General features: G+C 59.4%; 17 protein-coding genes. 9 read left to right on the top strand and 8 right to left on the bottom strand.

Features of this window, described 5'->3' with window-relative positions:
• Positions 1-9: 9 nt before the first annotated feature.
• From ABDB84_RS05520 to ABDB84_RS05490, 7 genes are all read right to left on the bottom strand, one after another.
• A complete protein-coding gene (locus ABDB84_RS05520; protein WP_345918694.1) occupies positions 10-906 on the bottom strand; it encodes a recombination-associated protein RdgC in 897 nt (298 codons plus the stop codon).
• Between the two features lie 15 nt (positions 907-921).
• Entirely contained in the window at positions 922-1155 is a 234-nt protein-coding gene (locus ABDB84_RS20060) for a helix-turn-helix domain-containing protein (RefSeq protein WP_428715072.1), read from the bottom strand.
• Between the two features lie 10 nt (positions 1156-1165).
• Entirely contained in the window at positions 1166-1858 is a 693-nt protein-coding gene (locus ABDB84_RS05510) for a lambda exonuclease family protein (RefSeq protein WP_345918693.1), read from the bottom strand.
• The gene (locus tag ABDB84_RS05505; protein WP_345918692.1) at positions 1855-2982 is read right to left on the bottom strand and encodes a RecT family recombinase; all 1128 of its coding nucleotides are present in this window, start codon (positions 2980-2982) and stop codon (positions 1855-1857) included. The genes ABDB84_RS05510 and ABDB84_RS05505 overlap by 4 nt, the downstream gene beginning before the upstream one ends.
• Complete coding sequence (locus ABDB84_RS05500; protein ID WP_345918691.1) at positions 2979-3203, bottom strand: hypothetical protein; 225 nt, start codon at positions 3201-3203, stop codon at positions 2979-2981. The genes ABDB84_RS05505 and ABDB84_RS05500 overlap by 4 nt, the downstream gene beginning before the upstream one ends.
• A gap of 1 nt (position 3204) precedes the next feature.
• Positions 3205-4290, bottom strand: coding sequence for a hypothetical protein (locus tag ABDB84_RS05495; protein WP_345918690.1), 1086 nt, complete (start codon positions 4288-4290; stop codon positions 3205-3207).
• Between the two features lie 230 nt (positions 4291-4520).
• Positions 4521-4772, bottom strand: coding sequence for a hypothetical protein (locus ABDB84_RS05490; RefSeq protein ID WP_345918689.1), 252 nt, complete (start codon positions 4770-4772; stop codon positions 4521-4523).
• A 109-nt stretch (positions 4773-4881) separates the two neighbouring features.
• Between ABDB84_RS05490 and ABDB84_RS05485 the strand changes: the two genes are divergently transcribed.
• On the top strand, positions 4882-5100 hold the full coding sequence (locus ABDB84_RS05485; protein ID WP_345918688.1) for a hypothetical protein: 219 nt from the start codon (positions 4882-4884) through the stop codon (positions 5098-5100).
• Between the two features lie 2 nt (positions 5101-5102).
• On the opposite strand, the gene ABDB84_RS05480 is transcribed toward ABDB84_RS05485, so the two are convergent.
• On the bottom strand, positions 5103-5720 hold the full coding sequence (locus tag ABDB84_RS05480; protein WP_345918687.1) for a hypothetical protein: 618 nt from the start codon (positions 5718-5720) through the stop codon (positions 5103-5105).
• A 109-nt stretch (positions 5721-5829) separates the two neighbouring features.
• Between ABDB84_RS05480 and ABDB84_RS05475 the strand changes: the two genes are divergently transcribed.
• The 8 genes from ABDB84_RS05475 to ABDB84_RS05440 all read left to right on the top strand — a co-directional run bounded on the left by ABDB84_RS05475 (position 5830) and on the right by ABDB84_RS05440 (position 11081).
• The gene (locus ABDB84_RS05475) at positions 5830-6204 is read left to right on the top strand and encodes a hypothetical protein (RefSeq protein ID WP_345918686.1); all 375 of its coding nucleotides are present in this window, start codon (positions 5830-5832) and stop codon (positions 6202-6204) included.
• Positions 6205-6418: 214 nt separating this feature from the next.
• Positions 6419-7474 (top strand): YdaU family protein, encoded by a 1056-nt coding sequence (locus tag ABDB84_RS05470; protein ID WP_345918685.1) that lies wholly within the window; start codon positions 6419-6421, stop codon positions 7472-7474.
• Positions 7464-8135, top strand: a complete 672-nt coding sequence (locus tag ABDB84_RS05465) for a DUF6475 domain-containing protein (RefSeq protein ID WP_345918684.1) — start codon at positions 7464-7466, stop codon at positions 8133-8135. The genes ABDB84_RS05470 and ABDB84_RS05465 overlap by 11 nt, the downstream gene beginning before the upstream one ends.
• Positions 8132-8470, top strand: coding sequence for a hypothetical protein (locus ABDB84_RS05460; protein WP_345918683.1), 339 nt, complete (start codon positions 8132-8134; stop codon positions 8468-8470). The genes ABDB84_RS05465 and ABDB84_RS05460 overlap by 4 nt, the downstream gene beginning before the upstream one ends.
• Before the next feature lie 314 nt (positions 8471-8784).
• A complete protein-coding gene (locus ABDB84_RS05455; protein ID WP_345918682.1) occupies positions 8785-9267 on the top strand; it encodes a DUF1367 family protein in 483 nt (160 codons plus the stop codon).
• A 3-nt stretch (positions 9268-9270) separates the two neighbouring features.
• The gene (locus tag ABDB84_RS05450) at positions 9271-9984 is read left to right on the top strand and encodes a phage antirepressor KilAC domain-containing protein (protein ID WP_345918681.1); all 714 of its coding nucleotides are present in this window, start codon (positions 9271-9273) and stop codon (positions 9982-9984) included.
• A gap of 384 nt (positions 9985-10368) precedes the next feature.
• Positions 10369-10782 (top strand): hypothetical protein, encoded by a 414-nt coding sequence (locus tag ABDB84_RS05445; RefSeq protein WP_345918680.1) that lies wholly within the window; start codon positions 10369-10371, stop codon positions 10780-10782.
• Positions 10779-11081: a DUF4406 domain-containing protein gene (locus ABDB84_RS05440; protein WP_345918679.1), complete on the top strand. Its 303-nt coding sequence runs from the start codon at positions 10779-10781 to the stop codon at positions 11079-11081. The genes ABDB84_RS05445 and ABDB84_RS05440 overlap by 4 nt, the downstream gene beginning before the upstream one ends.
• Positions 11082-11361 lie beyond the last annotated feature (280 nt).

Genomic DNA, 11361 nt, shown 5'->3' with positions numbered 1-11361 from the left:
TCTGCGGCCTCAATTTTCCTCGCCGCCTAGCACTTCGATAAGTGCCGGGATGAAGTTACGCAATTCGCCTGTCATCAGAGCGAAGTCTGAATCAAACTGCTCATCGGCGGCCAGGCCGTCAGTGGCCGATTCGGTGACGATATCAAGTAGCTGCAGGCGCTTGAGTTCAAGCTTGTCGTTGAGGATGGCTGACAGGCGATCATTCCAGGTCAGCGCCAGACGCGATGCCTGTTTGCCCGCCTCGATGTGCTCGCGCACATCCTTGCCATCCAGCGTGTGGTGCGTGTAGCGCACCGCGCTCTTCTCTTCGGTGATGGCGCGCAGTTCGCAGTCGTGGTCAATCGTGAATGCGCCCGGCGCTTCGTTGGCGACCAGCCACTCGGTCATCGCCGAGCCGGCGCTGCGGCGCGTGTTGAGCAGCTTGAGCGGCAGCTCGTCGAGCGATTTGTGCAGCGCTTCGATCATGCTGTCGGCGGCTTTGCGGCTCGGCGCATCGACGACCAGCCAGCCGGCTTGCGCGTCGATCCAGGCGAAGATGCGGCGGCGGCGCGTGAAGGCGCGCGGCATCAGCTCATGGGTCACGGCCTCCTTGATTTCCTTCATCTGCTTGCGGCCGGGCTTGTAGCCTTGCTGCGCCTCGATTTCCTCGGCGCGATCCTTGGCAGCCTGCTTGACGACGGAAGAAGGCAGTAGGCGTTGTTCAACGCCCAGGGCGATCAGCCACTGGCCGCCCACGACATGCACCAGCTCGCCACTGTCGGTCGGGCTCAAGAAACCGAATGAAGCAAGTTCCAACTGCGCGCAAGGCCGGAATGAAATTCGAGAGAGCTGATCGGCCAGTAGCTTGCTCGTCATGCCTGGCCAGTTCTCGGGCAGTCGATAAATCTGTGCGTTGCGAAAGTGCATGTCGTGTCCCCTGGATTAGGCGGCGGCCAAGCTGCGCTTGTGTTGCTGGATTTCCGGCGAGTAGTAGTGGGCGATGGCGATACGTACCGGGTCGGGGATGTTGCGCCCCGATTCGTAGCGGCTCCCGGCCGATTGGGTCACACCCACCGGCCCCCAAAAATCCGATTGATTCAGCTTCAGCTTTTCGCGCAGCCGAAGCATGGTCTTGCCGGTGATCTTCTTGATGTCATGCGGGGTCTTGATCGTCATTGCACTTCTCCTACAGGTTGATGGATGGGTACTTCTCGCGCAGTTCGCGCAATCTCTTCTGTACTTCTGCTTCTGCTTGCAACACCTTCCGCTCCATGTCAGCGAGTATTGATTCGTCTCGCATGACACGAACGCGTATGAAAGCCAAGTCGGGGTTTTTCAGCGCAAATGCGGGGCTGTAGCTGGTCCAGTCCCACCACGTCGCGCCCGTCGCCCAGATGCACGCATGGCACTGCGCGAGCATTTCGGGCGGCATACCGTTGCGCAGGCGATCCAAGTGGACCATCGGGTCTTTCGGGCTCTTGGCCTCAACCCCTCCCGGCCCGTTTTCGGAATCGGCAACAAGTCCATCTGGCGACGCGCCGGTAATAGCTGGGTACTTCGGGTGCTTGATGAACCCGACTTGCTCTACGAAATATCCGGTGCGTCGCTCATACTCGGCGAGGTTTAGGGGCTCCACTTCACGGCCGTGGCGGGTTGCAGCGCTGCTGAACTCCTCACCGGCAGGCATGCCGGTCAGTCGCTCAACAACGATTCTGTCGACAATGTCCCAGTACGCTTCGTAGGGAATCAGGCGCTTGGTGTCTTTCGTCCCCACTTCGCGCCGGGCCATGACGAGGTGCATCTCGGAGCCGGTGAACTTCCCAGCCCGGTCAATGCGCCATTGCTCAGAGTCGGCTTGGTGGGTGTTGCGCGTGATCACTGCGCGCCCCCTTGTGCTTGTGCATTGGCGATGGCGGCTTCAATCGAATTCCGCTGGCCTTCCGACAAGCTGCGGCCAATGTCGCGAGCCAGGTCGAAGTCGCCTGACTGAACCGCGCTCAGCGCTTCGGGGAAGCCTGGGTCGCTGCTTGCGCTGGACTTGGGCGGTTCGGCATCAATGACGTTTGAACCGGCCATAGCAGCGATACGGGTGCGCTCAGCAATCCCCACAGGATGCGGGATACCAATCAGTCGGCGATCCTCTGCCGGCGTGGTATTCCAGTGCTGGCGGAATTGCTCAGGTGTGTGTCCCACCGCGTATTTTTCGAGACTCGCGATGATCGCCGCGCGCTTCGCAAGATCGGCGGGGGACAGACCTAGCTCTTCGACGGTCTGCGGTGATGCGCTGGCCGCTTGCTGCGCGGCGCCTGCCGGCGTTGTAGGCGGCTGGGCAGCCCCCGGCGTGATGTCGCGCTCTACTTGCACGTATTCCAGTTCCTCGGGCGCATAGACGCCCAGGATTACGCCCGGAGTGAAGCGGCGCCCCCACTTGCGGGCTCCGGCATAGATGATCTGCTGCTGTGGGTCGGTCGCCCATTGCGTGCTGAAGCGCGGGTAGCACTGCATAAGCAGAACCTCCAGCACGCTCGGCTCGGTATCGCCGATCTTGGTCGACCAGACCCGCACGCCCAAGCCTTTCTCGTCATCTGGGTTCCAGTCGTGGCCGTAATACTTCCCCTTGTCGCCCTTCATTTCCTTGACCTTGCCGAGAATCTTCGTCCAGTCGCCAAAGAATTCAAACTTCAGGTCGTGCTGAATTGGCGCCAGCGCATTGATGACGGCGATCAGCAATTGAGATTCGTAGCCCAGCGAGCCGCCCGGGGTCATGTACGTTTTCTGTGCCACGCTGTAGGGGTTCAAACCCCATTGCATGGCCTGCATGCAGACTGCGGCGCAATCCTCGGGCTTTCCGCGCAGATGGTTCGGCACAGAAACGCTCGATTTCGCCATCATCTGACCCATGCTCACGACAGTCTGGAACATGGAAGGCTGCATCAGCTCATTGGCCGACATGATTACCGGTACGCTTCTGGGGTTAGGCTGCGGTGCGGTGATGTCGCTCATTGCTTCGGCCCCCTGCGCTTCGTCGCCAGGTAGTCCTCGCGATTGACGACTTCCACAACGCGGAGGTCGCCGGGTTTGATTTGTCCGCCCTGGTACTGCTCTTTCAGAGATGCGAGGAATCGCTGGCTGTTCCAGATGCGGTGCTCATTGATGACTGTCGGGTGCTTGCCGCTCGGGTCAGTCAGTCGGATGTAGATGTCATGCGGGGATAGTTCGTCCATGTCAGAGCCCTTCAGACAGGTCGATGGCGCAAAGCCATTCGATAACGATGTCAGCTGAGACGTGGTAGTGCGCACTCAACACGCCAATGATTTCGGATGCCGGCGGGTGCGGTTGGATCGCCTGAGTTTCGGTCTCGACAACTTCCGGCGCGGCAGGTTGCTGTTCTTGCGTGACGGCAACCGGCGCGGGGGGTGGGCTTTTTGGCTTCGAGTGGCTTTCGGCCGCCCTGCTGTGATAGTGGTCTTCGACAGCTGAGGTGCCGGTGAGCGCTGCGGCGAGTTGTTCAGCTTTTGCCTTGGCTGCGTTGGCCTGCTCAAGCTGTTGCTTCAATGCCGCCAATTCTTCGGCTTGCTTCTTCGCCTGTTCGGCGGCCTCGGCCTCGGCTCGCTCGCGGGCGATGCGCTGCTCTTCAGCCTGCCTTGCTGCGGCTTCGGAGGCGACCTTGTTGGTGTGCAGCACGCGAAGAGTTGCGAGTACGCCCTCGCGCTCCACCATCGCGTCCCCAGCGAACTCTTGGAAATCCTCGGCGGTGATTTCCAGATGCTCAAGCGCGTCGATTTCAGCGGCCAGAGTCTCGGCGCTTGCGGTGATCAGGGCGACGGGCTTGTTGGTGATCGCGGCGACCTTGGCCTTCAGGGTTGCTACGCGCTGGCGCTCTTCTTCGGCCTTGCGCTGCAATTCGGCTTCCTTGCGCTTTTCTTCGGCTTTGATCGGGTTGTCAAACACCGGCACCAGAGCGCGGATGCGCGGCTCAATCTCTTTCCAGAGCTTGTTGTTTGCGTCGATCACGCGCTGATGCGGAGCGTTCATGTCCTTGCGGTGTTCGTCGCCGCGAGAACAAAGACTGATCAGCTGACGGCGCCGCAGGCGGGAGTCCTTGTCGACTTCGGCAATGCTGCAGTCGATCCCTTTTTCTTTCAGCTTGACGACTTCCGCTTCGAGTGCTGCGACAGCCGCTTTTGCGGCCTGCGGGTCAGCAAAAAACGATTTCTTTTCGAGCAGCAAAGACACTTCCGACTTGTCGGTCACGTCCTTTGTTTCGACGGCTTCCGTGGTGTCCGCGTCGAGTATTTCGATTGCAGTCATTTCGATGCTCCGTGTTTTTTGACCTGGCCGAGAATCGGCTTGGCGCAGGGTGGTAAGGGGTGATGAGAGATGCGCTTGGCGCTGCGCAGGAGAGAAAGTCTTTGCAAGATGCTCATTTGTGCTGCCTGACGTGATGTTGTGAGGTAATGCTACTCACAAGTAATGCACAAAGCAATACCTATGTAATATCAACAGGCAAAAAAAAACCGGCACGAGGCCGGTGGTTTTGTCTATGCCGCTGATAGCCGATGCAGTATGCGCACGGCGCACGCTTGGGCAAGCGGCGTGTTGTCTTCGAGTTCTCCTGCAACGAACTCTTCCGCCGGCCGTCCGCATAGGGTTGTGGCATACACCAGCCCGGTAACTTCGTTTCGTTGAGCTGCGCGAATAATTTCTTGTGCTGCTGCAATCACAGAATCGGTGTTGTTGTGCTGGGGGTACAGCGAAACGACAGTTGCTTTTTGTCCACGTTCAGTCTTCATGGTGCTACTCAGTGTGTTGATCGGACCCAGACAATCGGGCATGCACGCAGACTAGAAAAGGATGTGAGACATAAAATCGTAAAATTTGTCATAGATTGCACTGCAGGGTATGGACAACCGTTTTTCAGTCATTGAAGCGTGCGAGCGCTTAATTGAATCGGCGCGAGCCGGACAAGTAGAGGGGTGCGTGCTGATACCGGTCAATGCTGACGGGCGCGCGGGGGTTGCCGAGTGCTCGGGCGTGGCGGCTCTGGATATTTATGCGGCAGCGGCGGCGGCCCGGTCTTTAGCTGACCGCCTCGCTTTGATGGATTTGCCTGGAGAGTGATGCTACTTCCGCTTAGCCTCTGCGGCTTTCGTAGGCCGCCTGCTGCTGGCTTTGGTGATCGGTTTTGCGTCCGCAACAGGGGCCGACAAATCGACCCTGACGACCGGCGGCGATTTGCGAGGGGCGGATTTGCTTTCTTCTGCGAACTCCCCGAGCGCAATGCTGATGCGAGCGCGAGCAGCTTCAACATCCGGCAGTATTGAACCGAGCGGGATGCCGGCCACGGCGGCTATCGCTGCAATCGACTGCAGCACGATGTCGGCGCTCGGCCCTCTCCGGGCATCAAGCGCGCGCACTGACGGCGCGGGGTAGCCCGACAAGTCCTTTTGCCAGTCCTGCTTTCTGACATTCCGGCCCAGCGGCATTTCAAACCAGCGTCGGTGCAAGCCGATAGCTTCTGTCAGCGCGCGCGCTTTGTCATCCCCAAACGTCCGGCCTGAGTGGTCCTTCAAGATCTGCGAGAGCTCGCCCTGATTGGGCTTCTTGCCTGTCGCGTACTCAATGTGCTGTGACAGCGCAGCTTGTTTCCCGCCGAAGCACGTATCGAGCAGCTCACGCAGACGCGCTTTGCGGTGCAGGGCTTCAGCATCGTCTTGTTTCGGGTTTTTTGTGCCAGTCATGGGCATCGCGCTCCTGTAGTTTCGATGGCCTTCATATGCACGATACATTACTTGCAGGTAATCGCAAAGCCCATTTTGTTGTTGTTGTGTAATCGAACACGAATGGCTTTTGCAGAAAAAATACCTGCAAGTATTGCGCAAGGCATTACATTCGGTAATACTGGTCCGCATGAACAAAAAACCGAAATTGCGTATGGGCGCTGCTCGCAAAACCAATCCACGTCAGACGCATCCAGCCTTGCGCGCCTGGTACAAGCGGCTCGGCCGAGAAGGTCGAAATGAAGTTGCCGCCCAGCTCGGCATGACCTCAAGCCATTTTACGAAAGCGATCTCTGCCGGCGACCTCTGGAGCCATGAGCGCGCAGTCAAGATCGAGTATCTGAGCCTGGGGGCGGTGCGGCGCGAAGATCTGTTGGCCGCGGATTGGGAACTGCTGCGGCGCGAGCCATACCCAGGCGCGACTGCGCAACAAAAAACGGACTAGCCCGGTGACCGCGTGAGCGGTGCCGGGCTTTTTGTTTTCGCATACGAATGAAAAATCTTCGGGCCTTCGTTCGCCCGTCGAATCTGAGTCGAGAGGGTTTGAGCGTGACGGTAACTGCGCCGGAATTACTGCAGGGGGGCTCCACTGCACATCATGTAACCGAACCTGTAACGCGCGAAACGTTACAGGTAGCGCATCAAGGCGTGGGCTCGGCATGAACTATTACGAGCATCACATCCGCGATTACGACACGGACACGTCACACCTGACTTGGGTTGAGGACATGGCCTACACGCGGATATTGCGCCTCTACTACCGCAAGGAAAAGCCCGTGCCTGCTGATGTCAAGGAGGTTTGTCGCTTGGTCAGAGCGACAACACGGGAGCAGCGAGAGGCTGTCGAATCTGTGCTGAACGAGTTCTTCGTACTGCATGCAGACGGGTGGCGAAATGAGACGTGCGACGCAGTAATCGCTGAGTACCTGGCCGGTGAGCCTGAGCGAGAAGCGCGCCGAGCCAATGAACAGAGCCGAGTCCGTCGTCACAGAGCTGAGCGCGCGCAACTGTTCAGGAAGCTCACTGAGACTGGCAGGCATGCGTCGTGGAATATCGGCATCAAAGAGCTTCGAGCAATGGCCGGCGCCATTGAAAACAACAACTTGCATCCCGGCGCGCCTGATACTGAGGCCGCTGCTGTAACGACTCATGAAAAACCTGAAACGCTAAATGAAACGGCACATGTAACGCCTGCAACGGCTACCCAGACACCAGACACCAGACACCAAACACCAGACACCAAGGTAAACCCTTCTAGTCCTCACTCTTCGCCTGCGGCTCAGGAGGGTTCTTCCCCGAAAGTTCGCAAGTACAGCTACAGCGACGCAGACATGGATTGCGCGAAGTGGCTATACGCCGAGCTGCTGACCATCCGCCCTGAGCTGAAGCAGCCAAATCTGGAGGCCTGGGCGAACGAAGTCCGCTTGATGATCGAGCAAGACAGTCGCAAGCATCGCGAGATTTGCGCCCTGATGCGCTGGGCGTGCAATGACGCCTTCTGGCGCGGAAACATCATGTCTCCCGACAAGCTGCGAAAGCAGTACGACCAGCTGGCGATCAAGGCGCGCGCCGGCAGCGCTCCATCTTCCGCCAGCAGGCAGGAAGCGCTTGAGGCGCGGAACAGGGCCGTGGATTGGCGCCCTCCTGGCTATGTCGAGAAGGCTTGCGGTGAGGCAATCGAGGGCTCGGCAAAGGAGGCGACGAGTGCTGACTGAAGACTTCGATGCGTTCCGCGATTTGATCGCCGGTGTGCATGCCTTTTACCGGCGCGAACTGAGCAGCTTCGGCCTCTCTGTTTGGTGGAACGCGATGCGGGCGTATGACTTGGCTGCAGTCTCGGACGCGGTTGGGCGTCATTGCGTGAATCCTGATACCGGCCAGTTCATGCCGATGCCTGCTGACGTAGTGAAGATGCTCTCGGGTCGCACGGTCGACGCGGCGCTGCTGGCATGGAGCAAGGTTGATCGTGCAATACGGCACGTTGGCGGGAACCAATCGGTTGCGTTTGATGACGGGCTGATTCATCGCGTGCTGCTAGACATGGGCGGGTGGGCTCCGATGAGGATGAAGTCAGAGGAAGAGCTCGTTTTTGTCGGGAAAGAATTCGTGAATCGTTATCGCGGCTACGCGATGCGATCAGAGCGTCCGGCCTATCCGGCTTACTTGCCCGGCGTGTACGAAGCGGAGAACACGCGAAGAGGGATGAAGACTGATCCGCCGAGAATGATTGGCGCTCCCGACCAAGTTGCTGCGGTGATGTTGGCCGGCGGCAACTGCCCAGCTATCCGCGTGACTCCCGCTGCTCCTGAGTTGATGGCGATGCTGGACAAGCCGACTCGCGAGAGCGAGACAGAGCTGATTGGAGGAGGGGCATGAAGCGACTGACCACTGTCGAGCGGCTTGGCCTTGCGGCGCTTGCGCTCCACGAGTCGATTGCGACGCTGACTGCGGCAAGGGCCGAGAAGCGTTCGGCCTTCGAGCTTGCGCAGATACCGGCTGATAGCGACTTCGAGGCGCTAACAGAGGGCGAGCGCGAAATCGTTGCTGCGCCGGTGCAGCGCTTTAAGGATGCCAGGCGAGCGGTCAAAAAAGCCCGTAGCGCGCTCCGCAGGCTGTCGGTGGCCTATCTCCGCGCACAAAGGGAACAAGAGCGGCTGGAGGCCAGCCAGGGCCTCCAGCAGATCGAATTGTTTTCGGAGGAGACCCTGTGAAGAGTTGCGAACGAGTGGGAAAGGCGTCGTACACGCGCGCCACTGCGCAAGACGCTGTGAGGCGGGCAAGTGAAGGGCAGCGCGCAAACATGCTGCGCGCGGAGCACTGCAGTTATTGCGGCGGGTGGCATCTGTACGCGCCCGGCGGCGGCCAGAAACGAAGCGTGAAAAGAAGCCGCCGCGTGCGCTTCTTCGATGATGGGGAGGTGTGCCATGTGGATTAACGAGAAGCGGCGGCGGGTGTGGATTCCTCGCGCCATCCTCATTGTCAAGCTGGCGCCCGCGCTGCTGGCGTTACTGGTCTGGGTGTTGCTGTGATCGAGATTGTCGCGATCAAAGGGGCGCGCGGAGAGCTGATTCCCGCAACGCCGGAGGACGCCGAGAAGCTGGCAACGATGCCGATGGGAACGTCGGTCAAGGTCTCGATCACTGCGTTCCACAACACGAGGTTTCATCGAAAACTGATGGCGCTCTATCGCCTGGGTTTTGAGGTGTTTCAGGAGATGCCGACCGAGCCCCAGATTCACCGGGGGCGAGAAGTTGCGAAGTCCTTTGATGGGTTTCGGCGAGATACAACCATCTTGGCCGGTCACTACAACGCCTACTACCGGCTGAATGGCGAGGTGCGCTTCGAGGCAAAGAGCTTGAGCTATCGGCGAATGAATGACCAGACAAAGCTCCAGGTTTATCGCGATGTGCTGAATCAAGTGTGGGGGCGCGTCCTCCGGCAGGGCGCGCAGTACAAATCGCCGGAGCAAGTTGATGAAGTGGTCGAAAGACTGATCGGAATGGAGTGAGCTATGAGTCTGATGCGGATCAATTCACCGCTGACCATGGGGACGCGCGAAATCGCGGACATGATCAGGAAGAACCACGCTGATGTGCGCCGGAGCGCCGAAAGGCTGGCGCAACGCGGCGTGATCGGAGGGGGTCAGCCATTGGCTGATACCCCTGTGCGCAACGAGCAGAACGGCCAGATCTACCAAGAGTACCGGCTTAACAAACGCGACTCCTTGATTCTTGTGGCTCAGAACTGCCCGGAATTCACAGCGGCCATCGTTGATCGCTGGCAGGAGCTGGAGAGCCTGGCGAGCGCCGGGCAGATCGCGATTCCTCGCACGCTGCCAGAAGCGCTGCGTTTGGCCGCCGACCAGGCCGAGCGAGCCGAGCGCGCAGAGGCCGTTCTGCAGATCGTCAAGCCGCGCGCTGAAGCTCTGCAGCGCCTGTCCGAGTCAGATGGCTCGCTTGGGGTTCGTGAAGCTGCAAAGAGCTTGAAGATCAAGCAGACCGAACTTGTGGCAATGATGCTCACGCGCAACTGGCTGTATCGAGATAGCCAGGGGCGCCTGCAGGCCTACTCGAAAGCCCTTGAGAGCGGCTACATGGAGCACCGAGCCGTGAAAATCGAGCGCAGCGCCGGCAGGCAGGTTGCGGGTCAGCCGATGATCACAGCAAAGGGCATGGCCAGGCTGTCGCAGATCATCAACAAGCTCAGCAGGGAGTTCGCGGCATGAGTTACGTGCAAGCGCCAGCCCCTTATAGATTCGCCACCGGCAGCTGTGCGCAGTGCGGCTACTGGATGGTCGAGCGCGGCGAGACTGCTTGCCGCCTGTGTCGTGAAATTGCAGATCAAGCGCGCGCAGCGCTCAATCGCGGAGACCGCGATGAGCTTGTTCGCGCAAGGGGGTACTGATGGCGGCGCCGCACGGGGAGCGACACGGCAAGGCCGCATTGTCCGATGCAGAAGTGCTTTTGATGAGGTCTCAACACAAGCCCGGCCTGGTCGGCTACGAAACGCTTGCGAAGCGGTTCGGATGCGGCGCTAGCACGGCGCGCGACATTTGCACTTACCGCACTCGTATCACGGCCGGATATCCGCCGAAGGATGACTCGAAGAGATGAGCACGAAGAGGCCCAGCAAGATTGTCCCCCGGCCGGGCGACGTGGCGCCGTCTCGACGGGATGCTAAGGGGCTGGCAGGAAATTTCCGCGACCGCGACCTGTTGGATCTGGCGCACGATATCAACGAATGCACGTTGCAGCTCCCTGGTGTGTGTACGGGCTACTCGCCACATGGCTGCGAGCCGGCGCACAGCAATTTCTCGATTCACGGCAAGGGGGCACGCATCAAAGCGCACGACAACTTTCATGCGGCCTCTTGTCACGCGTGCCACGCAGAGCTTGACCAAGGGCGGCGATTTACATATGAGCAAAAGATGGAGTATTTCGTGAGGGCGCACGAGCGCACGATGCTTGAGTATTTCCGGCGCGGCTGGGTTGGCGTGACGGCCGAGGGGAGAAGGGTTAAGTGACCGGTGAAGTGCTGTATTTGTCAGGGCCTATGACCGGTCTCCCTGGGTTCAATTACCCCGCCTTCAATGCGGAGGCCGCTCGACTTCGCGCGCTGGGCTACACGGTCGAGAACCCCGCCGAGAACCCCGAGCCGACCTGCAAGAGCTGGGCCGGTTACATGCGCATCGGACTGCTTCAGCTGCTTCGCTGCAACGTGATTGTGCTGCTGCCTGGCTGGCAGGGTAGCCGAGGCGCGCGGATTGAGCGCTTTATCGCGCGCATCCTTGATATGCGCATCGTGTACGCGGGTGAAATCTAGCGAAACAATGCCTGTGGGCATTGATGAAAGCATTACACGCAAGTAAACTTACGGCAATTCAAAACCGGGTTGCCCAATGAGTTCGCTTGTGATGTGCATAGAGTGTAGCCGCTACGACATGGCGCTGGCAGGCAGCAATGCGCCGGTCGGGCTTGGTGTCTGCACTGCACGCAAAAGCAAGCCCGATAGCCCGCTCTATTCCGCCTATTTCCGCAGAAGCTGCAAACGGTTCGAGAGAGCAACCGACGCGGCGCTTGAAGAGCGCAACAAGTACATTGCT

Origin of the sequence: Uliginosibacterium sediminicola (genome assembly GCF_039631295.1) — a bacterium.
GTDB classification, from domain to species: domain Bacteria; phylum Pseudomonadota; class Gammaproteobacteria; order Burkholderiales; family Rhodocyclaceae; genus Viridibacterium; species Viridibacterium sediminicola.
This window is presented reverse-complemented; position numbering and strand designations above follow the sequence as displayed.